Source organism: Bacillus sp. sid0103 (genome assembly GCF_019219025.1).
This window is the reverse complement of record NZ_JAHUWN010000016.1, coordinates 41,253-65,747: the sequence shown is the minus strand read 5'-3', so window position 1 is coordinate 65,747 and position 24,495 is coordinate 41,253. Positions and strand designations below refer to the sequence as shown.

The 24,495-nt window shown below is 36.3% G+C and carries 30 protein-coding genes and 1 riboswitch; of the genes, 25 read left to right on the top strand and 5 right to left on the bottom strand.

The window, feature by feature from the left end:
- Positions 1 to 35: 35 nt before the first annotated feature.
- The 4 genes from sigX (at position 36) to KW850_RS18065 (ending at position 3,755) form a co-directional block, all read left to right on the top strand.
- Complete coding sequence (gene sigX, locus KW850_RS18080) at positions 36 to 587, top strand: RNA polymerase sigma factor SigX (RefSeq protein ID WP_218349131.1); 552 nt, start codon at positions 36 to 38, stop codon at positions 585 to 587.
- Positions 562 to 1,737, top strand: coding sequence for a hypothetical protein (locus KW850_RS18075; protein WP_218349130.1), 1,176 nt, complete (start codon positions 562 to 564; stop codon positions 1,735 to 1,737). The genes sigX and KW850_RS18075 overlap by 26 nt, the downstream gene beginning before the upstream one ends.
- A 255-nt stretch (positions 1,738 to 1,992) precedes the next feature.
- The gene (locus tag KW850_RS18070) at positions 1,993 to 2,727 is read left to right on the top strand and encodes a peptidoglycan DD-metalloendopeptidase family protein (protein ID WP_218349128.1); all 735 of its coding nucleotides are present in this window, start codon (positions 1,993 to 1,995) and stop codon (positions 2,725 to 2,727) included.
- A 144-nt stretch (positions 2,728 to 2,871) separates the two neighbouring features.
- Positions 2,872 to 3,004, top strand: a riboswitch (FMN riboswitch).
- A 166-nt stretch (positions 3,005 to 3,170) separates the two neighbouring features.
- On the top strand, positions 3,171 to 3,755 hold the full coding sequence (locus KW850_RS18065; RefSeq protein WP_305730407.1) for an ECF transporter S component: 585 nt from the start codon (positions 3,171 to 3,173) through the stop codon (positions 3,753 to 3,755).
- Between the two features lie 166 nt (positions 3,756 to 3,921).
- Here KW850_RS18065 and KW850_RS18060 read toward each other — a convergent pair whose 3' ends face one another.
- Positions 3,922 to 4,170, bottom strand: coding sequence for a ferredoxin (locus KW850_RS18060; RefSeq protein WP_024030326.1), 249 nt, complete (start codon positions 4,168 to 4,170; stop codon positions 3,922 to 3,924).
- 257 nt (positions 4,171 to 4,427) lie between these two features.
- On the opposite strand from KW850_RS18060, the gene KW850_RS18055 reads away from it, so the two are divergent.
- The 5 genes from KW850_RS18055 to KW850_RS18035 all read left to right on the top strand — a co-directional run bounded on the left by KW850_RS18055 (position 4,428) and on the right by KW850_RS18035 (position 8,835).
- On the top strand, positions 4,428 to 5,465 hold the full coding sequence (locus tag KW850_RS18055) for a YpbB family protein (protein ID WP_218349127.1): 1,038 nt from the start codon (positions 4,428 to 4,430) through the stop codon (positions 5,463 to 5,465).
- Entirely contained in the window at positions 5,465 to 6,979 is a 1,515-nt protein-coding gene (locus KW850_RS18050) for a RecQ family ATP-dependent DNA helicase (RefSeq protein WP_218349126.1), read from the top strand. The genes KW850_RS18055 and KW850_RS18050 overlap by 1 nt, the downstream gene beginning before the upstream one ends.
- Positions 6,976 to 7,587 carry a CPBP family intramembrane glutamic endopeptidase gene (locus tag KW850_RS18045; RefSeq protein ID WP_218349124.1) on the top strand — a complete coding sequence of 204 codons (612 nt, stop codon included), beginning with the start codon at positions 6,976 to 6,978 and terminating at the stop codon, positions 7,585 to 7,587. The genes KW850_RS18050 and KW850_RS18045 overlap by 4 nt, the downstream gene beginning before the upstream one ends.
- On the top strand, positions 7,577 to 8,290 hold the full coding sequence (locus KW850_RS18040) for a LysM peptidoglycan-binding domain-containing protein (RefSeq protein ID WP_218349123.1): 714 nt from the start codon (positions 7,577 to 7,579) through the stop codon (positions 8,288 to 8,290). Before KW850_RS18045 ends, KW850_RS18040 begins: the two co-directional genes overlap by 11 nt.
- A gap of 89 nt (positions 8,291 to 8,379) precedes the next feature.
- Complete coding sequence (locus KW850_RS18035; protein WP_218349121.1) at positions 8,380 to 8,835, top strand: YpbF family protein; 456 nt, start codon at positions 8,380 to 8,382, stop codon at positions 8,833 to 8,835.
- A 33-nt stretch (positions 8,836 to 8,868) separates the two neighbouring features.
- On the opposite strand, the gene cotJC is transcribed toward KW850_RS18035, so the two are convergent.
- The 3 genes from cotJC to KW850_RS18020 are packed head-to-tail and all read right to left on the bottom strand — an operon-like array spanning position 8,869 to position 9,969.
- Positions 8,869 to 9,438, bottom strand: a complete 570-nt coding sequence (cotJC, locus tag KW850_RS18030; RefSeq protein ID WP_218349120.1) for a spore coat protein CotJC — start codon at positions 9,436 to 9,438, stop codon at positions 8,869 to 8,871.
- Positions 9,439 to 9,481: 43 nt separating this feature from the next.
- Positions 9,482 to 9,742 carry a spore coat protein CotJB gene (locus KW850_RS18025; RefSeq protein WP_218349119.1) on the bottom strand — a complete coding sequence of 87 codons (261 nt, stop codon included), beginning with the start codon at positions 9,740 to 9,742 and terminating at the stop codon, positions 9,482 to 9,484.
- Complete coding sequence (locus KW850_RS18020; RefSeq protein ID WP_218349118.1) at positions 9,739 to 9,969, bottom strand: spore coat associated protein CotJA; 231 nt, start codon at positions 9,967 to 9,969, stop codon at positions 9,739 to 9,741. The genes KW850_RS18025 and KW850_RS18020 overlap by 4 nt, the downstream gene beginning before the upstream one ends.
- 143 nt (positions 9,970 to 10,112) lie before the next feature.
- On the opposite strand from KW850_RS18020, the gene KW850_RS18015 reads away from it, so the two are divergent.
- The 15 genes from KW850_RS18015 (at position 10,113) to fni (ending at position 23,600) form a co-directional block, all read left to right on the top strand.
- The gene (locus KW850_RS18015) at positions 10,113 to 10,745 is read left to right on the top strand and encodes a CBS domain-containing protein (RefSeq protein WP_218349116.1); all 633 of its coding nucleotides are present in this window, start codon (positions 10,113 to 10,115) and stop codon (positions 10,743 to 10,745) included.
- A 59-nt stretch (positions 10,746 to 10,804) separates the two neighbouring features.
- Entirely contained in the window at positions 10,805 to 11,176 is a 372-nt protein-coding gene (locus KW850_RS18010; protein ID WP_218349112.1) for a hypothetical protein, read from the top strand.
- A gap of 19 nt (positions 11,177 to 11,195) precedes the next feature.
- Complete coding sequence (locus KW850_RS18005) at positions 11,196 to 11,984, top strand: metallophosphoesterase (protein ID WP_218349111.1); 789 nt, start codon at positions 11,196 to 11,198, stop codon at positions 11,982 to 11,984.
- A 75-nt stretch (positions 11,985 to 12,059) separates the two neighbouring features.
- Positions 12,060 to 12,641 (top strand): genetic competence negative regulator, encoded by a 582-nt coding sequence (locus KW850_RS18000; RefSeq protein ID WP_218349110.1) that lies wholly within the window; start codon positions 12,060 to 12,062, stop codon positions 12,639 to 12,641.
- Between the two features lie 374 nt (positions 12,642 to 13,015).
- Positions 13,016 to 14,293 carry a Glu/Leu/Phe/Val family dehydrogenase gene (locus tag KW850_RS17995; protein WP_218349108.1) on the top strand — a complete coding sequence of 426 codons (1,278 nt, stop codon included), beginning with the start codon at positions 13,016 to 13,018 and terminating at the stop codon, positions 14,291 to 14,293.
- A 118-nt stretch (positions 14,294 to 14,411) separates the two neighbouring features.
- Positions 14,412 to 15,392: a YpdA family putative bacillithiol disulfide reductase gene (locus KW850_RS17990; protein WP_218349107.1), complete on the top strand. Its 981-nt coding sequence runs from the start codon at positions 14,412 to 14,414 to the stop codon at positions 15,390 to 15,392.
- Positions 15,392 to 16,348 carry an asparaginase gene (locus KW850_RS17985; protein ID WP_218349104.1) on the top strand — a complete coding sequence of 319 codons (957 nt, stop codon included), beginning with the start codon at positions 15,392 to 15,394 and terminating at the stop codon, positions 16,346 to 16,348. The genes KW850_RS17990 and KW850_RS17985 overlap by 1 nt, the downstream gene beginning before the upstream one ends.
- Before the next feature lie 112 nt (positions 16,349 to 16,460).
- Entirely contained in the window at positions 16,461 to 17,150 is a 690-nt protein-coding gene (gene prsW, locus KW850_RS17980) for a glutamic-type intramembrane protease PrsW (protein WP_218349103.1), read from the top strand.
- A 151-nt stretch (positions 17,151 to 17,301) separates the two neighbouring features.
- A complete protein-coding gene (gene sleB / locus KW850_RS17975) occupies positions 17,302 to 18,186 on the top strand; it encodes a spore cortex-lytic enzyme (protein WP_256358326.1) in 885 nt (294 codons plus the stop codon).
- A 14-nt stretch (positions 18,187 to 18,200) separates the two neighbouring features.
- The gene (gene ypeB / locus KW850_RS17970; protein ID WP_218349100.1) at positions 18,201 to 19,550 is read left to right on the top strand and encodes a germination protein YpeB; all 1,350 of its coding nucleotides are present in this window, start codon (positions 18,201 to 18,203) and stop codon (positions 19,548 to 19,550) included.
- A gap of 79 nt (positions 19,551 to 19,629) precedes the next feature.
- Entirely contained in the window at positions 19,630 to 19,809 is a 180-nt protein-coding gene (locus tag KW850_RS17965; protein ID WP_218349098.1) for a YpfB family protein, read from the top strand.
- A gap of 162 nt (positions 19,810 to 19,971) precedes the next feature.
- Positions 19,972 to 20,646, top strand: a complete 675-nt coding sequence (gene cmk, locus KW850_RS17960) for a (d)CMP kinase (RefSeq protein ID WP_218349097.1) — start codon at positions 19,972 to 19,974, stop codon at positions 20,644 to 20,646.
- Positions 20,647 to 20,648: 2 nt separating this feature from the next.
- Positions 20,649 to 21,230, top strand: a complete 582-nt coding sequence (locus KW850_RS17955) for a lysophospholipid acyltransferase family protein (protein WP_218349096.1) — start codon at positions 20,649 to 20,651, stop codon at positions 21,228 to 21,230.
- A 160-nt stretch (positions 21,231 to 21,390) separates the two neighbouring features.
- Complete coding sequence (gene rpsA / locus KW850_RS17950) at positions 21,391 to 22,530, top strand: 30S ribosomal protein S1 (protein ID WP_218349094.1); 1,140 nt, start codon at positions 21,391 to 21,393, stop codon at positions 22,528 to 22,530.
- A gap of 11 nt (positions 22,531 to 22,541) precedes the next feature.
- Positions 22,542 to 23,600 (top strand): type 2 isopentenyl-diphosphate Delta-isomerase, encoded by a 1,059-nt coding sequence (fni, locus tag KW850_RS17945; protein WP_218349093.1) that lies wholly within the window; start codon positions 22,542 to 22,544, stop codon positions 23,598 to 23,600.
- Positions 23,601 to 23,629: 29 nt separating this feature from the next.
- On the opposite strand, the gene KW850_RS17940 is transcribed toward fni, so the two are convergent.
- Complete coding sequence (locus tag KW850_RS17940) at positions 23,630 to 23,770, bottom strand: YpzI family protein (protein WP_218349091.1); 141 nt, start codon at positions 23,768 to 23,770, stop codon at positions 23,630 to 23,632.
- Positions 23,771 to 23,878: 108 nt separating this feature from the next.
- Here KW850_RS17940 and KW850_RS17935 point away from each other — a divergent pair, with 108 nt between their 5' ends.
- Entirely contained in the window at positions 23,879 to 24,487 is a 609-nt protein-coding gene (locus KW850_RS17935; protein ID WP_218349090.1) for a YphA family membrane protein, read from the top strand.
- Positions 24,488 to 24,495 lie beyond the last annotated feature (8 nt).

The window sequence follows — 24,495 nt, the reverse complement described above, 5'->3', positions numbered from 1 at the left end:
AAATCGACTAATATTATGAACGGGGAGGGGAATTGATGGACTCCGTTTTCGATGAACTTTATCAAAAATATCATCATGACGTATTTCAATTTCTATTTTATATGGTAAGAAATAAAGAACAAGCCGAAGACCTGGTTCAGGAGGTCTATATTAGGGTTTTTAAATCCTATGGACGTTTTGAAGGAAAGAGCAGTGAGAAAACATGGTTATTTTCGATTGCCAGAAATGTAGCCATCGACTTTTTCCGAAAACAAAAAGGATGGAAAGAACGATTACTGGAAAAATTTGATTGGTCGACTGACCAACTGAAAGATGGGTATCCGATACCGGAAGAAATCGCGGTTCAAAGGGAGGAAATAAGATGGGTGTACCACTGCCTGGAATATTGCACTTTTGATCAACGCGCAGTTATTATACTCCGGTATATTCAAGATTTGTCTATTTCTGAAACAGCTCAGGCTTTAGGGTGGACTGAAAGTAAGGTGAAAACAACACAACACCGTTCCTTAAAGGTTTTGAAGAAATATATGGAATTGTCTTATGAAAAGGAGGGATCAGCTAGTGAAAAAGTCAGAGTGGAGCGATAAGCAGCTCGAAGAATTACTAAGGCAAATGCCTAAAATACAAGATGATCGCAATCCTCGTGACATATATCAAAATCTTTCGATTAGGAAAGCAAAAATAAAACAATGGCTGATACCTGGCTTAGCCACAGTGGCTGCCTTGCTCATATTCTTTATCTTAGTTCCTAAATTAATGGTCGGGACCCATTACTCGGGAGATAAAGTAAGTCAAGAAAAATCTTCAGTAAAACAAGATATGCAAACAGCGGATGAAAAATCCTCCATTTCCTTGCAAGAGGATAATGCAAGTTCAAAAGCAAGAACATTTTCAAGTGCGGAAAAAATAGAAATTATGAAAACGGCAATCTATGATGAAGAAGTGGGGAAGGGCAAAGTGTTAACTTATTGGATTCCTGACCCGCAAGCACAAATTCTTATTCCAGTTTCAACCATTGTAAATGATACAAAAGATAAAACATGGCTTGCGCTATTTAATGAAAATATGGAGAATTTAAAGGAGCAGGAATGGGGATTAAGTGAGTTCTATCCACTAAATGCTACATTAAATCTTGATGATAAAAATAAAACTGTTTTGGTTGATGTCCCGGAAAACCACCAGTATGGACAAGGATCAGCAACAGAAACAAATTTTATGAATGTTTTACAAAAGGATATTTCTACAAACAGTAATATCAAAAAAATAAAGTTCTCAACTAATGGTAACCCTGGAATTGAGTTAGGAAATTTTGGGCGCAAGGAAGAATTAAATATTCACGATGAAAAGAATCATGCCTTCTTCTTTTACTATTCCGAAGGTAATGAAATACCCTACTTAGTCCCATCCATCGACACTTATAAAGATATTCAGACTGCTTTAGAGGCGATGAAGAAGGATCAGCCTTTACTAGGGTTAAAAAGTTCACTTATTCCTTCATTGCCTATAAGTGAGGTATCTATTAAAGAAAAAACCTTAATTGTTACAATTAAGGAAAATACCATCATTGAAGACGACCAATCAACAATAAATGCTTATGAATCACTATTATTGACAGCAAAAGAATTTGGTTTAGAAAAAGTCGTTATTACGAATCCCCCATTAAATAATATTGGACCATTTAACCTTTCAAGAGAAAACAAAGTTCCTCGGGCTCCGAACCTACGGACGATTCAATAATTTTTCCAATCAACCAATGATGGTTGATTTTTTTTATGTAGGGACTGTGTTAAAGGTTATTGTTGATAATATAGCAATGTTGATTGGAACGGAAATCAACATACAAATATTACAGCCAATGTATAAAATAACTGTTGTCTCCAAATTATAACAAGTATGCCTATTCACTTCTCCAATAAGGAATATGTTCTAAATGTGAACGAAATAACATATTGTGTGGAGGAGGAAAAGAACTAAGGAGGTTGACAAAAGAAAATGCGAGACTACATAAAGAGGGTTATTATTGCCCTAATTATGGCGCTATGTGTCAGTTTGTTATTTTTAGGAGGAAGACATTCGGAAGCAAGCATGAAGGTTGAAAATGAGGTAAAAGATGGGTGGATATGGCCTGCAGATGGGATTATTTCTGATACATATGGAACAAGGATGGGCAAACATAAGGGGATTGATATCGCCGGAAAATTGAATACACCTGTCCTTGCGGTAGCTGACGGACAGGTGGTAAAATCCTATTATTCTAATACATATGGAAATGTAGTGTTTATTAAACATCCAAGTCATTTTGTTACTGTCTATGCACACTTAAACAAGCGAAATGTATTTGAAGGTCAAAAAGTTAAGCAAGGCACAGAAATAGGGAAAATGGGGAAAACTGGACAAGCTACTGGAACCCATCTTCATTTTGAAACCCATCAAGAAGAGTGGAGATATGATAAGAAGTTTGCCTTGGATCCAGAAAAGATCCTAGGAAGAGCCGATACAGGGGAGACGGTAAGAGGAGGTATCGCTGCCAGTTATGATGATGTATTAGAGGCAAGTTCACATATTAAAATCCAAAATGAAGATAAGCTAAAGCCATATATCGTTAAACAAGGCGATACCTTATATTCGATTTCGATGAAAAGAAACATCTCAGTTAAACGTATTAAAGAGCTTAATCATCTTTCCTCGGATTTGATTAAACCTAAGCAAATTCTAAATGTAAATTAATGTACAACAACAAAACCCGTTGACTATTGTCAGTGGGTTTTGTTGTTGACATGGCTATAAAAGTTACAAACTCGTTAAAGTGAGAACCTTTTACTTAACAAAAAATCGGTTCTAAAGTATAATTAAATTTGTAATTAAATATCGATCTATCTTCGGGGCAGGGTGAAATTCCCGATCGGCGGTATTTGAGTAAAACTCATAAGCCCGCGAGCCGTATTTGGCAGGATTTGGTGCGATTCCAAAGCCGACAGTATAGTCTGGATGGGAGAAGATGGAGGTTCTGCAGACGTTCAAAAATTACAATTGTAATGAACGTTTATTAAGCGTGCCTTTGTTAACTCCCTCAAGCAAACATTGTTGAGGGAGTTTTTATTTACATAGGTTGCGGCTGTTTGCTGAACCTCTCTTCCTTAACGCGATGGATCAAAAAAGGAGAGAGGAAGATGAAGAAGATGAAGAAAAAGAGTAAAATGAATGTAAAGGCTTATGTGTCAATTGGAATGCTGAGTAGTATTGCCTATCTGTTAATGCTATTAAACTTCCCATTGCCGCTATTCCCAAATTTCTTGTTTGTCGATTTCAGCGACATCCCAGCATTAATTGCCACGTTGATTTTTGGACCGATTGCAGGAATATTAGTTGAGTTTTTTAAAAACGTCCTTAATTATATTGCGACAGGAAGCCAAACAGGAATTCCTGTGGGCCATATAGCCAATTTCGTTGCTGGAATTGTGTTTATCCTGCCAACATATTTTGTATATAATAGACTAAAAACTAGAAAAGGTATGACACTAGCTTTAATTACCGGAACGGCAATCATGGCGGTTATGATGGGTATTTTAAATTACTTCTTTATTTTACCTGCTTATACCGTTCTTATGGGCTTTCCAGATATGCGGAATTTGGTAGTGCCAGCCATCTTACCTTTTAACATTTTAAAAGGGGTCATGATGTCCGTTATCTTTATGCTTCTATTCATTCGGATGCAGGCCTGGATTAATAAATTTACAACCATTAAAAGCGCCTAAAAAGTACGAGAGCAGGAAGGTCTGTCCTTCCTGCTCTTTTATTTGTATTCTGTCAAAAGTGAATTTAGCAAATATCACAACTGCCGATTAACAAAGCCCCAAAAATAAAAAATCCCCTCATCTAAGTAGGTGAGGGGCAGTAGCTTAAAGTTTAGTGAACAAAATATTATTCAAATTTAGTTGGATTGCCATCAAAAGCTTCGTCAGCTACTTTAATGGAATCAGTAGGACAGCCTTCAAAAGCATCCATCATGTCATCGATTAATACATCTGGAATTTCAACAATTCCTTCATTATCATCAAGAGTTACGAATGCGATACCTTCATCATCGTAATCATAGATATCTGGTGCAGCTGCTCCGCAAGCGCCACATGCGATACATGTTTCCTTATCAACAATTGTATACTTTGCCATGAAAAAAACCTCCCAGTAAATTAGAAAAATAATACTTCACATTTCCATTATCAATCTGAAAACGGATAACTCATATCTATTGTAAAACTGTATCGACAACTTTTCAATAGAAAAATGCCCATATTCCTTTAGTAATATAGTTGATTTTCTAAATCTTCCACATTTTTGGGCAACAAGTTCCTTTGTTTCATGGTAGAATAAAGAGGAAAAATGGCTATTTTGTCGAATATGTGCGAAATAAGTGGTGGGAGGTTCGTATGCTGCAGATTGAATCCATCATTCTTTATAGTATTAAACAAATAAACAAGGAACGGACCATTTATTCACTATATCACCTTCTGAATGGTAAAAAGTCATCGCAAACCATCCAAGATGCCCACTTATTTTCATTGAAACATTATTTTGGAATATACGAACAATTATCAAGGGAATCGTTCGAATCAATAATCCATTCGATGGCTGGCAAAAGGTTGATAAATAATATCGGTGAACAACGCTTTAACATAACTCCCCTTGGAAAAGAACTACTCGAAAAAGGTCCACTCCCCCGATATATTAATGGCTGGAACTTTCATCAAATCACATCCTTATTTTGGGAAAGATTGTCCTTATTAGTTCAAGTTGTATCAAATTTAATGTTTGGAGAGACACGGTATATTCCTATCCAAAAAAACAAAGAAGTTCATAATTGGTTAAAATCTACCCTAAAAGAGATCGCCCTGCCAAGGCTGGAAATGGGCAACACTGTTTATTTTGAACTGAATAATTGTTTTGATGTGGGAAAAGAAGTTGACCCCTCACTTGTAGTATTTCGGTTAACAGGTTTTCAACAAATTGGATTGACCCCTCTTCAAGTCGCAAAACAGTTAAATTTAGATTACCATGATTATCAAATTGGGTTTACAAATACACTTCATTATTTAATTCAAAAAATCAAGGATGAGGGTAATCAGTTAAAAATCTTGCCATTTCTCATAAACGATTTAATGCAAGATGATGAATTGACTCTAACATCTAGGAAAACACAGAGATTATTAAATCAAGGATATACACTTGATATGATTGCAAATATTAGGCATTTAAAATTGAGTACAATCGAAGATCATCTTGTTGAATTAGCCTTAAATATAGAGGGTTTTTCCATTGAACCTTACGTAGATAGAGAGTTACAAAATAAGATATTGGAAATTTCACGGCAAACAGCAACCAAACAGTTGAAGTTAATTAGAGAAAAAATAGGAACGGCAACCTATTTTCAAATTAGGCTGGTACTGGCGAAATATGGTGATAGATAATGGAATTAGAAAAAGTACTGAAAGATCATTTTGGATATACAACTTTTAAGACAGGACAAAAAGAGGTAATCGCCTCAATACTATCTGGTCAACATACATTAGCAATGCTCCCAACAGGAACGGGAAAATCATTATGTTATCAACTTCCAGGGCTAATGTTACAAGGGCAAATTATTATAATTTCCCCACTTCTTTCACTGATGCAGGATCAAGTAGACCAATTTAAAAGATTTGGAGAAAAGAGAGTAATCGCTTTAAACTCATTCCTATCCGCAGATGAAAGACAGAATGCTCTTCATCATCTTAACCAGTATAAATATATTTTTATATCTCCTGAAATGTTAATGGTTCCCTATATCCTGCGAAAACTTCAAGAACTTACCATCGCATTGTTTGTAGTAGATGAAGCCCACTGTATTTCTCAATGGGGCTTCGATTTTCGACCGGATTATTCAAAACTAGGCGAAATAAGAAAAAAGTTTGGTAATCCGCTCACTCTTGCATTGACTGCAACTGCTACCAAAAAAGTGCGGGAGGACATCATTGATTCACTTGACCTGGAGGATATCGTAAAAATTGATTCAACGATTGACCGGCCAAATATCGGCTTTTATGTCAAAGAGTTACATGACTTCCGTGATAAGCAAGACGTTGTCCTTGAGCTTGTTTCGAAATTGAAAAAGCCTGGAATCATATATTTTTCAAGTAAAAAAGTTGCCGAACAAATGGCATTATTATTAACAGAAAAAGGAATTTGCCGGGCAATGGCCTATCATGGCGGATTCGACCAAAACACAAGAATTCTGATTCAACAACAGTTTATTTATGGGCAACTAGATGTTATATGTGCAACCAGTGCATTTGGCATGGGAATAAATAAAGAAAATATCCGGTTTATTATTCACTTTCACATGCCGATGCAAATAGAATCTTATCTTCAGGAAATTGGAAGGGCAGGTCGTGATGGCGAACAAAGTCTTGCCATCCTTTTATATGCACCAGGGGATGAACAACTCCCTCTCCAGTTGGCTGAAGGTGAACTGCCGACAGAGCAGCAAATAAACTGGTTGTTTAAAAGGATATACGATGAACAGATTCACAAGGATGGAAAGATTACCCTAGGGGTGGAACTAATGGATCTGGGTGGTTTTTCAGAAATTCAATGGAGAATTGTTGAAGACATTATCATAAACACACCGCTGGAAAGAGTAAATCTTGAACGATTACAAAAGCTCATTAAGGATTTTGTTCATGAACGATTATCAATTAAAAAAAATAATATTTATTGCATGAAAAAATGGGTTGAATCAAATTTCTGCAGACGCGAATATATATTACAGTATTTTGATGAAACATTGTTGCACAAGGTTCACCAATGCTGTGACATTTGTGGACTTCAAATAAGCGATTATGAAACAAAACATGCCGCTAATTCTCCTTCTGTCAGAAAAACTGAACAAAACTGGAAGGACTATTTGGGAAATATTCTAATTAATAGTGAGTTGAGGGAATGAAAAAGAAGTATTTTGAATTAATTAATGGATTAACGGATAAAGATTTACTTTTTCATCTGTATATGACACAAGTCATTCTCTGTTTCATCTCATTATTATTAGGATTTATATTTTTTGACCATTTCTCCTATTTTGAGAATATAATTTTGGATGATCCTCACATTTTTTCTATCGGAATTCTTGCAGGGTTAACAGTTGTGATACTTGATATATCCTTAATGAAATGGCTGCCATCGTCCTATTATGATGATGGCGGCTTGAATGAAAGAATCTTTAAGAATAGAAATATTTTTCACATTCTCATCATTGCACTATTTGTTGCGTTTAGTGAGGAATTATTGTTCAGAGGGATTATTCAAACAAAAGTAGGATTAGTATTTGCGAGTATTATTTTTGCTATTATTCATTATCGATATCTTTTTAATTGGTTTTTATTTACAAATATAGTTGTACTAAGCTTTTTTATTGGATTAATTTATGAATGGACCAATAATTTAGCTGTTACCATTGTTATGCATTTTGTGATTGATTTTTTATTAGGTGTGTATATAAAATTTAAAAGTCCTACCAGAGTAGACGACAAGGGAGGAGAGAGCCATGAACAATGAAGAACCATACAGAGACCAGGCGGAACGATTAAAACAGCGGATAGAAAAAATTAATGAAAAAGTGGATGCCAAAGACGGTTTGCCGCCCCGTGAACAGATACATCGTCAAAAGAAGAAAAAAACAAAGTGGAAGTTAAAATATCCTGTTATTCGTTTATTAGTTTTGTTTTTTATCCTCTTGCCAATCATTATTTTTAGTGTGATCTCTTACCGTGATGGGGCTAAAAAAATTAATGGAGTTGAGAAACCTGCTGAGGATTCAGTTGGATATGAAACCATTAATTTGGAAAATACAAATGAGGATGAAGGATCAAAAGCTGTAGATTCCGATCAATCAAAGGAAACGATAACTGAAGATAACCAATCAGAAGAAACTAGTAAAGAATCTAATGATCAGGTAGAGGTAGCTGAAACGTCAACCGATAACTCTGTTGAAACCGACAATACAAATGAAAACAAACCAGATACCCCAGTATCAGATAATAATAGTGAACCAGAAAAAGAGAAAGTAACAGCAGAAACTACAACATCACCAATAGATTCTACTGTTACTCATACCGTTAAACCAAAGGAAAATCTTTATAGAATAGCAATGAGGTACTATCACTCTCCAAAGGGGATGGACATCATTATGAAAGCTAATAATCTTCAGAGCAAACAAATAAGTGCAGGACAGGTTTTGAAAATACCATTGAATAACTAACCGATCCATTAGTGATCGGTTTTTTTATGAAGAAAAACATAATAGAAAGGACAAGTTCATATGTATATATAGAAATGGAGGGTGATAAAATGGATTCTCCAATCCAATTACTTGAAAATACGGATCAAGCAACCAAGCAAGCACTTGAAAATGTAAGAAAAAGAAAAGAAAAGTTTGACCGGTTTAAAAAACGCCATATTCTTTCAATCTGGGCAACCATCATTTTGGCAGTGTGTTTTTTTGTCTATTTATATCTTACGGTAGCCAGCATTTATTCCTATTCTTTTGCTGCTATGTTTTCAGCTTTTGTTAATGATTCCAATAATTTAACACTGTTAGTTTTTTGTGTGGGCATGTATGGAACAATGAACTTGTTGAAAGAGAAAAGAGATAAAGCAGAAAAAGAATACCATGAATTACGATGTGAAATTGTGGATCGCAGTAAGGATTACTGGAAGAAAGAGGAAGAGTGGAAAAACCGGCATATTGTATTTGAAATGATGAAATCGAAATATGACATTAATCTATACCATGAAAAGAAATAAGAAGCAGGGCATAATCTGCTTCTTAATTTTATCTTAAAATATTTTCTTCTGCCCTTGTTCGTCTTTTAAAATTTCTACAGCTTCACGGAACCGTTGCGAATGGATGATTTCTCGTTCACGTAAAAAGCGAAGGCTATCATTGATATCAGGATCATCACTTAAGTTAATCAACCACTGGTAGGTAGCACGTGCCTTTTCCTCTGCTGCAATATCTTCATATAAATCTGCAATTGGGTCACCCTTTGCGGTTATATAAGCAGCTGTAAATGGAACTCCTGCAGCATTATGGTAGTATAATGCGCTATCGTGGTCAGCATAATGTTCCGCCAATCCAGCTGCTTTCATTTGCTCAGGCGTGGCATCTTTCGTTAATTTATAAACCATTGTAGCAATCATTTCGAGATGGGCGAACTCTTCTGTACCGATATCTGTTAGAAGACCTATTACCTTATCTGGAATTGTGTATCGTTGATTTAAGTATCGAAGTGCAGCAGCAAGTTCTCCATCTGCACCACCATATTGCTCAATTAAATATTTTGCTAATGTTGGATTGCAAGTACTAACGCGAACAGGATATTGTAATTTCTTTTCGTAAATCCACATTTACACCAATCCCTCCTCTAAAATAATACGGATACTTCCGCTTTTAAACTTGCCACGGCCATGGACTATCATCCCAATTCCATGGATATCCAGAGTAACTATTCCCATATTGTTGTAATGGGCCGAATTGGCTTTCAAATGCCTTTTTTAGGCGTTTTCTTTCTTTAGCGTAATGATTGAATTGATTGATGGCTTCAAGATCATGATTGTGTGTATCTAAGTAAAGGGTCAACTCGACTAAGACAAAGTCAACAGCCTGCAGTTGCTCCATTAATTGATAATACTCCGCAGGTACTTGTTTCATTGAGGTAATCCTCCTTTGCTAGGCTCAAGTGGACTAAACCAAGGATCATAAAATGCTTTCCAGAGCGTGCCTGCTCTTAGTGCCTCAAGTGGTGAAAATTGTGGAAGATTCGGTGGCTGAAAGCCCATATATAAATGCGGCGGGGTAGAATAAGTTTTTTCAAGTATAGGCTTACAAGGGTCAAACGGACTCGCATAAGGATGATAAGTTTTGAAATGAGTATTCATTGTATCCCTCCCTTTATTCAACATCATTTAATAATATGAAATATTCCTTTTTCTATGTCATAAACATAAATGCTAAAGGGTTTTTTCCAAGCCTTGTAGAAGTATACTAGATAAAGCATGATTATATTTTGAGGTGATGGGAATTGTTTGTAAAAAATATTTTGATTCCAAAGCATGAATGTTTTACCGCACAAGAAGATACAACCCTTAAAGAAGCATTAGAAAGTTTGGAAAGGCATCAGATTGATGGGCTGCCAGTGTTAAGTGGTGATAAGTATGTGGGAGTTGCGACAAGATATAACATATTTGCGGGCCACTTTCAATCAAATAAACCAAAGGAAGAGTATTTAACTTCCACTTTTGTAAAAGATATTGCTTCACATCATGAAAAATTTTTAGAAGGCGGAGAATTATTCGAAAAAACCCTCCTTGATCTAAAGGATTTTCCTTTATTAGCGGTTGTTGATGCTAACAAAAATTTCCTAGGAGTGGTTACACGCTCGGATGTAATTAGTTCTTTCGAAAGTGCATTTGGTGTAAATCGTCCAGGTGTGAGGATTGCTTTTACATCAGTTGAAACGGAAGGACGAATTGCTCGTCTGTCGGAAATCGCACATCAATTCCATGAGCATATTATTTCACTGGTAACTTTTGATGAAACGGATAAACTTGTCCGAAGAATCGTAATGAAGATTGAGAAGAAAGATAACATTGATAAATTTACCAAAAAACTAGAAGAACATGGATTTAGAATATTGAGTATTCAAGAAGATTAATAACGAGCACCAGGTAAATTTTTAAATCCTTCTCATACATTGTATGGGAGGGGTTTTTTATGTTTTTTAAAGTGGCTAAGTGTTTCGTCATTTTTTTATGCGGGTATATACTAATCAAATGGATTTCAATTCCACATCCCTTTGTTTTAGCTGATCTTTTTATAAGTCTAGTTGTAAATCCATTAAAATTTTTTGCGGGTACATTGGTTTTTTTTATCGGGTTTCTCTTTACTGGAAGAGTATTCCGTGAACTTATTGTTGGGACCAAAAAGACTTGGCAAAAACGAAAAGTGATGGTTGATACCCTTCTTTTTGAATATTTATTGCTGATTTTTATTTTTTCGTTTCTTTTTCAATTAGGGTGGGAGCAAACCATTGTCTTTTTTAGTTTAAGTCTTTTTTATGGTATGATTTCCATGGAACGAAGTTAAGAAATGGGGAAAAAGGAAAATGGTTATTACTTTAGTCTTCTTGTTCATCTTTATCATCGGTGTCAGTCTAGTTTTATATATGGTACGTCAAGCTTTTTTAAATAATATAATTGAACATGAATTTAGCTTTCCGGACTTTCCTAAATCACTTGGCAGTGTTTCGATTTTTTTTATATCGGATATACATAGGAGAACAATTTCTGAAAAAGTAATAAATCCTGTTATTGGCAAAGCGGATATAGTGATAATTGGAGGGGATTTAACAGAAAAAGGAGTTTCTTTTGAAAAAGTAAAAGCAAACCTAATGAAATTAAAGCAGGTTGGTCCTGTTTATTTTGTATGGGGTAACAATGATTATGAAGTTGATTATCATAAATTGGATGCGATCCTCCTAGAACTAGGCATTAAAGTATTAGCAAACACAGCTGTAACCTTTGAATCGGCGCAAGGTGAAAAAATTTGTTTATTGGGTGTTGATGATTTAAGTCAAGAACGAGATCGCCTTGATTTAGCCATATTAGATGCAGAAGAAAACAGTTTTAAGATTTTAGCGTGCCATTATCCTAGTATAACAGATAAGATTCTTCCTGAGCATAACATCCGTTTGGTGTTAAGTGGTCATACACACGGAGGACAAATCCACATTTTGGGATATAGTCCACATGAACGGGGAAAAATAAAAAGGGTAGATAATACGGTCCTATTAATAAGCAATGGTTATGGTACCACTGCCATTCCGTTGAGGTTAGGCGCACCTGCTGAATGTCACCTAATAAAACTAAATGGGGATTCTGAAAAGGAAGGATAAATATAGACAATTCACCAACAGAACCCTGAGGCATACACTGAAAACAAGAGTTATGTCACGGCAGGGGGCAAAATCATGCGCTTAGAACGCTTAACAGCCAATAAAATAAAAATTTTTCTTACCTCTGATGATTTATTTGACAGAGGACTCTCCAAAGAAGATATTTGGAAGGATTCCATTAAATGGAATCAGCTTTTCCATGATATGCTGGAAGAGGCAAGTGAGGAATTTGATGTTGATATTCAAGGTTCTGTTGCGGTAGAGGTGTTCTCCCTCCAGGCACAAGGGATGATATTGATCATTACCGTTGATGAAATAATAGAAGATGAAGAAATTTTGTATGATGGATTTATTGAGATGCAAGTAAGGGTTGAAGGCTTTCCAGACCTCTTGTATGAATTTGATGAGTTTGAAGACATTATAGGTCTAGCCAAAAGACTGTCTTCAGTCAATATTTTCGGTGGAAATCTCTTTGCCTGGAACAACCGTTACTATTTATTAATGGAAAATCTAGAACCTGAAAAAAATATGAAAGCAGCTTGCGTTTTGTCAGAATTTGGTAATGCTTCTATTTTAAGCCCGTATGTACTAGCTGAGTATGGTAAACGTATTATCGATAATCAAGCGGTGGAAACCATTCTTCGTTTCTTTAAGTGACTATATTTTTTTTAGCCTTTCAAAGGGCGTCACCGCCCGATAATGAAAGGCTATGTTATAGACTATTGTCGATTTTGACACCCTGTTGATCTACGTTCCAGGCGCGAGGACTCCTGTGGGAGGCTCCCCAGACCGCCCGTGAACCGCACGCGCCTGGAGCGGAATTCAACAGGCAAGTTTTAACTTAGCCTAATGAAAAAAGAAATTGTGCAATAATATTTAGCCATTGCATTAGTAAAATTCTTTTAAAGTACCAATGGCGGCGTTTACATAATGTTTTTTTATGTTTTTCTTATTGCATAAATGAATTAAAGGTGTATACTTGTGTCTGAAAGATGACAACATTCGTAGCATTTTTTTAGGGAGGATTACAAATGGTAGCCGAAAAAGATAATGAAAAGACTAATCAAGAGGAAAAACATGACGTGTTGAAATCGACACAAACAGTTATACATAAGGCCCTTGAAAAGTTAGGTTATCCTGAAGAGGTTTATGAGCTCTTAAAAGAGCCATTGCGTTTAATGACAGTTAAGATTCCGATTAGAATGGATGACGGTTCTATAAAAATATTTACTGGCTACCGTGCCCAACATAATGATGCAGTGGGGCCAACAAAGGGCGGGATTCGTTTCCATCCAGGTGTAACAGAAACAGAAGTGAAAGCCCTTTCAATATGGATGAGTTTAAAATGTGGGATTGTCGACCTGCCATACGGCGGTGGTAAAGGCGGTATCGTTTGTGACCCTCGAGATATGTCGTTTAGAGAGCTTGAGAGATTGAGCCGTGGTTATGTTAGGGCTATTAGTCAAATAGTAGGACCAACGAAAGATATTCCAGCTCCAGACGTATTTACCAATTCGCAAATCATGGCTTGGATGATGGATGAATATAGCAGAATTGATGAATTTAATTCACCTGGCTTTATTACAGGGAAGCCTCTTGTTTTGGGAGGATCGCATGGACGTGAATCAGCAACTGCAAAAGGAGTAACAATCTGTATCCAAGAGGCTGCAAAGAAAAAAGGTATTCAAATTGAGGGGGCTAGAGTAGTTATCCAAGGTTTTGGTAATGCTGGAAGCTTCTTATCCAAATTTATGCATGATGCTGGTGCAAAAGTAATTGGAATTTCCGATGCATACGGGGCATTACATGATCCAAATGGACTTGATATTGATTATCTATTAGATAGACGAGACAGCTTTGGAACAGTGACAAAATTATTTAATAACACAATAACAAATAAAGAATTGCTTGAACTTGAGTGCGATATTCTTGTTCCGGCTGCGATTGAAAATCAAATTACAGAAGAAAATGCTCATAATATCCGTGCAAGCATTGTTGTTGAGGCGGCTAATGGTCCAACGACACTTGAGGCAACTGAGATTTTAACAGAGCGGGGAGTTCTTCTTGTTCCGGATGTTTTAGCGTCAGCTGGCGGTGTAACTGTTTCATATTTTGAGTGGGTTCAAAATAACCAAGGTTATTATTGGTCTGAAGAAGAAGTAGAAGAAAAGCTTGAAAAAGTAATGGTAAAATCCTTTAATAATATTTACGAAACTGCCCAAACACGCCGTGTAGATATGCGTCTTGCCGCTTATATGGTTGGGGTTAGAAAGATGGCAGAAGCGAGCCGCTTTAGGGGCTGGATTTAATTTCAAGCCGCATGTAAATATTATACTTAACCATTGAAACATAGTTAAAAAACTCCTATCATAGACGATAGGAGTTTTTTGTCATCCAGGTATGATTGTTTTAAGGAGTGTACCCATTATGCAAATAGAAGATATTATTATTGTTGGTGGTGGCCCCTGTGGCTTAGCAGCAGCCATCTCCCTTCAGGATAAAGGTAAGGAACCCTTAATCATTGAAAAAGGAAATGTGGTGAATTCCATATATCACTATCCAACCCACCAAACATTCTTTAGCACAGCAGAAAAATTAGAAATTGGAGAAGTGCCATTTATTACTGATAGTTATAAGCCTAAAAGAAATCAGGCTCTAGTCTATTATCGTGAAGTGGCCAAACGAAAACAGCTGCGCATTAACTCATTTGAACAAGTAATAAAAGTATCCAAACAAGGTGAATTGTTTCAAGTTTATACGGATAAAAATACCTATAGTGCACGCTATGTAATCATCGCAACCGGTTATTATGATCATCCAAATTATATGAATGTTCCAGGCGAAAATTCATCAAAAGTATTTCACTATTTTAAGGAAGCACATCCCTATTACGATAAAGATGTTTGTGTGATTGGCGGGAAAAATTCTAGTGTGGATGCAGCGATCGAATTGGTAAAAGCAGGTGCGAGAGTGTCAGTTTTGTATCGTGGTGAAAAGTATTCACCAAGTATAAAACCATGGATTCTCCCTGAGTTTGAGTCGTTAGTACGTACAGGTGCAATTTTAATGGAATTTAATGCTCACATTAAAGAAATAACAGAGGATCAAGTTTTTTATACAAAAGACAATGAGGAAATAACGATCAGCAATGACTTTGTTTTTGCCATGACTGGATACCATCCAGATCATCAATTTTTAAAAAATATGGATATAAAAATTGATGAAGAAACTGGGCGGCCTTTCTTTAATCCCGATTCAATGGAGACAAATATAGAGGGAATATATATTGCAGGAGTTATTGCAGCAGGAAATAATGCAAATGAAATATTTATTGAAAATGGCAGATTCCATGGAGAGGCAATCTCTCGGTCAATCATGGAAAAAGATGCAAAAAGGGTGGCTAAATAATGAAAAAGGTTGTTTTATTAACAACAGGTGGAACAATTGCAAGCAAGGCAAATAAAGAATCAGGAAAATTGGCATCTGGAGCTTTAACTGGTGAAGAATTAGCAAGTATGTGTAATTTGCCAAATGACATCGAAGTAGTGGTTGAATCGGTTTTCCAAAAAGCCAGTATCCATATTACTTTTGAGGATTTAATCCTTTTGAAGAATAAGATCGAAGAATATTTTAAGGACGATGAAGTTTCAGGTGTTGTTGTCACACATGGAACGGATACGATGGAAGAAACATCTTATTTTCTCGATTTAACCATTAAGGATTCCAGACCAGTAGTAGTGACAGGGTCACAGCGCTCTCCAGATGACATAGGAAGCGATGTATACATTAATTTACGCCATGCCATCTATAGTGCATGTTCCCATGATTTAAGGGATGCTGGAACTGTTGTTGTTTTTAATGAACGGATATTTGCCGCAAGATATGTAAAAAAAGAACATGCTTCTAATATTCAGGGCTTTAATGCTTTTGGATTTGGATATCTTGGCATTATCGATAATGATCAAGTCCATGTATTTCAAAAACCGATAAAAAGAGAATATTTTGAATTAAAAACTTCTATCCCACAGGTTGAAATCATTAAATGCTATATTGGAGCAGATGGGAAATTTATTAAGGCAGCGCGAGAAGCAGGGATTTCTGGTATTGTCCTTGAGGGAGTCGGACGTGGTCAAGTTGCTCCTAATATGATGACAGAAATCGATAAAGCTATTGCCCAAGGTATTAAACTGGTAATCACCACTAGCGCAGAAGAGGGATCTGTTTATACAACCTATGATTACGAAGGAAGCGCCTATGATCTTTTTAATAAGGGAGTCATTCTAGGGAGTGACAACGATTCTAAAAAAGCAAGAATTAAATTGGCTGTTGCCCTTGCAAGTAATTTGAGGGAAATTAAATTTTAAGCTTTAACGAGACAATAAAGGAATACCTAATAGTAATTGGAATGAATCTTTCATTTTCTTTATAGAGAATCCATGATACGATTAAGAAAATGGATTTGAAAAGAGGTTCATCATGCTGGGAATATTATCAGCTGGGCTTGCCCCCGGACTGGCATTACTAAGTTATTTTTATTTAAAAGATGAATATGAACCAGAGCCAATATCCTTCGTTTTAAGGACGTTTATGTACGGAGCTCTTTTTGTGTTTCCTATCATGTTTATCCAGCATGTACTTGAAACAGAGCATATTGTAAAATCTGATCTTTTCAATGCCTTTCTTAGCACAGGTCTGTTAGAGGAGTTTTTTAAATGGTTTATCCTTTTCTATGTTGTTTATCAGCATGTTGAGTTTGATGAACCCTTTGATGGAATTGTCTACGGAGTAGCGGTTTCACTTGGTTTTGCTACAATCGAAAATATTTTCTATTTAATAGCGAATGGAATCGAACATGCCGTTACACGTGCATTGTTACCTGTTTCGAGTCATGCCCTATTTGGTGTAATTATGGGCTTTTATATTGGGAAGGCGAAGTTTACGGAAGGGAATAAAGCAAAGTGGGTCATTCTTTCCTTATTTTTGCCATTTATTCTTCATGGATCCTATGATTTTATCTTAATTTCACAAGAAAATTGGCTTATAATCATTTTTCCTTTTATGATTTTTCTTTGGTGGTTTGGACTAAGGAAAGTAAAGAAAGCAAAAATATTAAGTGCCAATCATTTTAAAAAACAATATTCTGTCCAAAAAACCCTTCATTCCTAAAGAAGGGTTTTTTCTTTTATTAACATTTAAATGGAATAAAAAACCGATTAAAACAAAAAATAGATTTACTGCTAAAAAGATTTACAATGGGGGTTAAAATTCCATGATAAAGAAGAAAATCTTAATTAAGTTCTTTATACTAATCTTTCTCATGTTTGTGACATCGACCTTTTCAGAAAGTAAGGAGGTGCGTGCATTTACCAATCAGGTAATTGAAAAAGGTTCGGTTGGCGATGATGTCATTGAGCTTCAATCCAGGCTTCAGTATTTAGGTTTTTATAACGGTAAGATTGATGGAGTTTTTGGCTGGAGCACATATTGGGCATTAAGAAACTTCCAATATGAGTTTGGGTTGCCGATTGATGGATTGGCCGGGTGGTCGACAAAATTAAAATTAGCTAAAGCAAGCAAGTATAACGAACAATTTGTAAAAAAACATATTAACTCTGGTAGAAGGTTTACACATTACGGTGGAGTTGATGAAAGTAAACAGGGTGCACCAAGCCCTGCACCTAAAACTCCTGCAAACAAAGGATCAGCAAACCAAGCACCTGCAAACCAAGCACCTGCAAAACAAGGACCAGCCAAACAAGCGCCAAAACAAAAGGCACCACAGCAAAACACAGCACCAAAAAAGGCAGCGCCTAAAAAGCCTACGGCTGCTAACACTCCAAATGGTTTTTCTCAAAATGATATCCAGTTGATAGCTAATGCCGTTTATGGAGAATCCAGGGGAGAACCTTATACAGGGCAGGTTGCTGTTGCAGCTGTCATCCTTAACAGGGTAAACAGTGCAACGTTCCCTAATACGGTTTCAGGGGTGATATTTGAGCCAGGAGCATTTACTGCAGTGGCGGATGGTCAAATTTGGCTGACCCCAAATGAAAATGCGAAGAAAGCAGTTTTAGATGCAATCAATGGGTGGGACCCAACTGGTGAGGCACTCTATTATTTTAACCCAGACACTGCCACGAGCGGGTGGATTTGGGGACGACCTCAAATTAAACGAATCGGGAAACATATTTTTTGCAAGTAGAGAGGTGAATAGAATTGATAAGAGGAATATTAATTGGCGTTCTCGCAGTCGGTGTTGTGGGAACCGCATATTGGGGCTATCAAGAACATCAGGAGAAGAATGCCGTTCTTTTAAATGCGGAAAATACTTATCAACGGGCATTCCATGACCTTACCTATCAAGTTGATCTATTACACGATAAGATTGGGACCACTCTTGCAATGAATTCAAAACAGTCATTGTCTCCGTCCCTTATAGAAGTTTGGCGGCTTACTTCTGAGGCTCATGGTGATGTTGGTCAATTACCACTAACTTTGCTTCCCTTTAACAAAACAGAGGAGTTCTTAGCTAGAATCGGGAACTTTAGTTACCGTACAGCTGCCAGAGATTTGGATAAGGAACCATTGTCAAACGATGAATACAACACACTAAAGGTCCTTTATAAGCAAGCAGGTGATGTTCAGAATGATCTCCGAAAAGTGCAGCATATGGTATTAAAAAATAATCTTCGTTGGATGGATGTTGAACTTGCCTTAGCATCTGGGAAGGAATCGACTGATAATACCATTATTGACGGCTTTAAGGCAGTTGAAAAGACAGTAAGCGGCTATACTGAATCTAATCTGGGTCCCACTTTTGTAAATATGCAAAAAAAGGATGAAAATTTTAAAAAAATAAAAGGAAAAACCATTACCAAACAAGAGGCAATCCAAATCGCAAAGAAATACATCAAAATTGATGGGAATTCAGAAGTGAAGGTTACGGAAAATGGAAAAGGTTCTAACTATGGTTTTTATAGCGTTTCGATAAAAAATAAAAAAACTGGCGAAGAAGGCAGTATGGATATTACTAAAAAAGCCGGTCGACCAATTTGGTTTATCAATCAGCGGGATGTAAAAAAACAAGTTCTAAGTTTAAATGATGCTGATAATAAGGCAGCTGCTTTTTTAAAAGACACGGGCTTTAAAGATTTAGAGATATTTGAAAGCACACAGTATGACAATATTGGTGTATTCAATTTCGTCACCTCTATTAATGGCGTTAGAATTTATCCAGAATCAATAAAAGTAAAGGTAGCGCTAGATAATGGTGATATTATTGGTGTATCAGCAGAAGAATATTTAAAATCTTTTCAAACAAGAACAATTGAAAAACCGGCTATCTCCGTGAAACAAGCTCGAGCAAAGGTAAATCCAAACTTGAAAATCATGGAAGACCGTCAAGCGATTATTGTCAATGACCTTAATAAAGAAGTATTATGTTACGAGTTCCTTGGAACAATCAATGATGATACTTACCGGATTTTTATTAACGCCAAAAGTGGTGTAGAGGAAGATGTAGAAAAACTTAAGAATGCAGAGGCTGTTTATGAAGATGTGTTATAAGGAAAAGCATTTGCTTTTCCTTATATTTTTTTCAAAAAACTCCAATAATAGAGGTATTAACTCAGTGGAGTGGATAGTCATGAAAAAGGTAGAAAGAGTTTTAATCAAAATTGTTATCATCCAGTTTATTTTTCTATTTCTTTCGCAACTTTTTTTTCATCAATTAGATGTATTTCCGCAAGTAAAACAATTGACAAAGTATGAAGGAGTAAATGAAAATACATATACTGAAATTCTTGAAACCTTTCAGGGAGAATAAGAAAGCAGGGCAGCCTGCTTTCTTTTGATTACCCATTTTTACTGAATAGGTCTGTAAAAATTTCATATTTTATCATGGTAAAAAAAGAGGCAATCCAATATCTTGTGGTAAAATAATAGTAGACAACATCTGAGAAACTCATGATGACAAATAGGAGGATTTATGGAAAAAAAAATATCAATCGCAATAGACGGCCCAGCTGCAGCCGGAAAAAGTACAGTCGCAAAAATAGTAGCTGAAAAACTTTCTTACATTTATATTGATACTGGTGCGATGTACCGAGCTTTAACATATAAGGCAATAGTGAATCAACTGAATTTGGAAGATGAAGCTGCTTTATTGGAAACATTATTATCCACAGATATTCGATTGCAGCCATCTGATAAAGGTCAGTTAGTATTTTTAGACGATCAAGATGTTACGAATGAAATTCGATTTGCTGAAGTAACCAATTCAACTTCCTTTGTTGCTAAACATCAGAAGGTTCGAGAAGAAATGGTCAGAAGACAACAAGCTTTTGCCACTAAGGGCGGAGTTGTTATGGATGGAAGGGACATTGGTACGCATGTATTGCCAGGTGCAGAAGTAAAAGTATTTTTGCTTGCAAGTGTGGAAGAAAGAGCTGAAAGACGTCATATTGAAAATATTCAAAAAGGCTTCCCATCTGACTTAGAAAAATTGAAAGAAGAAATTGCTCGTAGAGATAAAATTGATTCTGAGAGAGAAGTAGCACCATTGAAAAAAGCCGATGATGCAGTTGAAATCGATACAACCTCTTTAACAATTCCAGATGTTGTAGAAAAAATAATGGTGTTGGTGCACGAAAGGATTGGATAGGTGTGACGTTTTATGCGTTTGCAAGATCAGTGGTTACAGGAGTTTTTAAACCACTTTATAGGATTGAAGCTATTGGAGTAGAACATTTCCCTAAAGAAGGCGGGGTTCTTCTTTGTGCGAATCATATCCATAATTTTGATCCCATTGTTGTTGGTATAATGGCCCCTCGCCCTGTCCATTATATGGCAAAAGAAGAGATTTTCTCCGTGCCTATTTTGGGCAATATCGTTAGAAAGTGTAATGCTTTTCCGGTGAAAAGGGGCTTTAGTGATCGTGAAGCCCTTAGAACAGGGTTAAAGATCTTAAAGGATGGACATGTCTTCGGGCTTTTTCCGGAGGGGACAAGAAGTAAGAATGGCGAACTAGGTAAGGGACTTTCTGGAGCGGGTTTTTTTGCATTAAGGTCCACAGCATCAGTTGTGCCTTGCGCGATAATCGGTCCATATCGAAGTTTCCGAAAATTAAAGATTGTCTACGGACAACCCATTGATTTGGAAGAAATGAGAAAAGAGAAAGCATCAGTAGAACAAGTTACTGAATTAATTATGTCAGAAATTGATAAACTTAAAAAAGAACACCAATAGCTTCTGCTTGACAAAATAGACTATTTATAAGAAGTTAATGGAAAGAGTTTTTTTTTAAAATTCACTGCTTTTCTGTTTTTTTATTTGTGTTGTATGCTGCGTGGCATCCACCAGATCATATATAGAATTTTTGAAGTAAATGGATTAAGGAGGAATACATATGTCGGAAGAATTAAATCAAGTAGAAGTGAAAAGCTTTGAAGTTGGGGATAAAGTAACTGGACAAGTTACCAAAGTAGAAGAAAAACAGGTGCTAGTTGATATCCAAGGTAGTAAACTTGATGGAATTATCCCAATCAGTGAACTTTCAAGTCTTCATATTGAAAAGGCATCTGATGCAGTTGCCGATGGTGATGAACTAGAATTAGAAGTTTTAAAAGTTGAGGAAGAAGCAATTATCCTTTCAAAAAGAAAAGTTGATGCAGAAAAAGCCTGGGAGAATTTGGAAAATCAATTCCAAAGTGGAGAAATCATCGAAACTGAAGTCAAAGACGTCGTAAAAGGCGGCTTAGTAGTCGATCTAGGCGTTCGTGGGTTTGTACCAGCATCATTAGTTGAAGCTCATTTTGTAGAAGATTTTAGTGATTATAAAGGCCGTACTCTTACTTTTAAAATTGTCGAACTTGATAAAGAAAAGAACCGTTTAATTCTCTCGCATCGAGCAGTAGTGGAACAAGAAAAAGGGAAGCAAAAACAAAATCGTCTTAGTGCAGTACAAGTAGGTCAAATTATTGATGGAACTGTTCAAAGAATCACTGACTTTGGTGCATTTGTTGATATTGGCGGCATTGACGGTCTAGTTCATATTTCTCAATTATCATATGATCATGTTAATAAACCATCAGATGTAGTTCACGAGGGCCAGCAAGTTCAAGTTAAAGTATTAAGTGTTGACCGTGATAATGAGAGAATTTCTTTATCAATTAAAGAAACACTCCCTGGACCATGGTCAAATATTTCTGAAAAAGCACCTAAAGGAAGCGTCTTAAAAGGTAAAGTGAAAAGATTGGTCTCTTATGGTGCATTTGTTGAAGTATTCCCAGGTGTCGAAGGACTTGTTCATATCTCTCAAATTGCTCATAAGCATATTAGTACTCCGCATGAAGTATTAAAGGAGGGACAAGAAGTAGACGTCAAAGTCCTCGATGCAAATGAATCTGAACAACGTTTATCATTAAGCATTAAAGAACTTCTTGAAAAAGAGTATGAGGATAATCAAGACTATGAACTTCCTGAAGAGTCAAAGGGCTTTCAACTTGGGGAAGTTATTGGTGATAAATTAAAGAATTTAGGAAAATAATGGTGATATGAGTGTCTAGATCTGAACGGAAATGGGACCACATTCGTTTTGCACTTGAAAATAGGCAAAATCATTCTTCAGTTTTCGATGATATAAAATTTATTCACCAAGGTTTACCCGATATCGGTGTGTACGATGTTGGTTTAAACCATGAAGTGGGCGGACTTTATTTAAGTTCGCCTATTTTTATCAATGCCATGACCGGTGGTGGTGGTGATAAAACATATCGTATCAATAAAGAACTGGCAATTGTGGCGAATAATACGGGTTTAACAATGGCAGTTGGATCACAAATGGCTGCTATAAAGGATAAATCTCAAAGATATACCTACGAAGTTGTTCGCAAAGAGAATCCATCTGGTGTAATCATTGCGAATTTAGGAAGCGAAGCAACAGTTGAGAACGCCAAAACCGCAATTGGGATGATTGAAGCAGACGCACTGCAAATACATTTGAATGTTATTCAGGAATTAACCATGCCCGAAGGCGATCGTGATTTTTCTGGAGCACTTAAAAGGATTGAATCAATTGTAAAAGAGGCAGAAGTGCCAGTCATTGTAAAAGAAGTCGGTTTTGGGATGGGGATGGAGACCGTTAAAGACCTTTTATCCATTGGTGTTAAACTAGTTGATGTAGGCGGCTCCGGAGGGACAAATTTTGCAGAAATTGAAAATAAGCGCAGGGATAAATCATTGTCTTTTTTTAATCAATGGGGAATTCCAACAAGTGTTTCCATTCTTGAAGCATCGTCTGTTTCTCAAGATCTTTCTGTCATCGGCTCTGGTGGATTTATGTCAGGACATGATGTTGCCAAGGGATTAGCAATAGGTGCGAATGCAATCGGCATGGCAGGTTATTTCTTGCAAATTCTTTTAAAAGAAGGGATAGAGGTTTTACAGAAAGAAATTGAAGCCCTTCATGACGAATTAACGATCATAATGACGGCTTTAGGTGCTAAAACAATTTCCGATTTAAAAAAAGCCCCATTAATAATCTCAGGGGAAACCTATCATTGGTTAAATCAACGCGGCATCGATACGAAACGCTTTGCCCAGCGTTCGATAAAATAAAAGCTCCCGCATTCGCGAGAGCTTTTTTCTTATCTTTTCCCGTCATTTAATCCCCGTGCTTCTTCAGGCCCAGATAGCTTTGTGGCACTAGGATAGTGCAAGGCCTGATCGCGGTCTGATTCCACTCTTCTACTTTCACGTAACTTTTTTTCCTGTCGGTCTTTTCCCATTCAAACACACCTCCTCTTAATAAGATGATTCACACATGAAATATTATTCAAGGAAGTATGAAACTACATAAAGAATACCAATAATGAAAATAATAGGAGGTGTATGAGTTGGAAGGGGCAATATTTTATTGGGTCTTTTGGGGATTTTGGATATACTTGACTTTTATTCTAGAAAAGCAAAACCCTTATCGACTAAAATTGGCAGTGATCATACTAATGGCATTAATATTGTCTAATGTCCAGTTTACGATAGGCGAATTTGAAGTCCAAGCAAGCGGGTTATTTATGTTAGGCAGTTGTTACTTATTTATGAGCCAAGAAAAACGAGGAGCACTAATATACTTTTTTATTTGTTCATTTACCGTATCCATTGCATATGTGACCTTCCATTTATTTGAGATCTTTGATCCGATTTGGATCATTTTTAAAAAGGAATGGATGATGGGAATAACGTTATGGTATTTAGCTTTATTATTGCAAAAAACGTTAAAAGGTAGATTGCTCATCATATTTGCTGGTGCCATGCAAGGTGAAATTTTATATGCATTTATTTTAAATAAGTTCCAATTTCCTTATTTAATCGGGACTTTTGCGTACTTAGATGTTTGCTCATTAACAGCACTATTGCTTACAGGATGGAGCGCATTAGAAAATATAGGTTCTATCCTCCAAAATCATTTTCACTTTTTTGAAAAAGGAAAGCAAAAATCATCATGAACTGGATT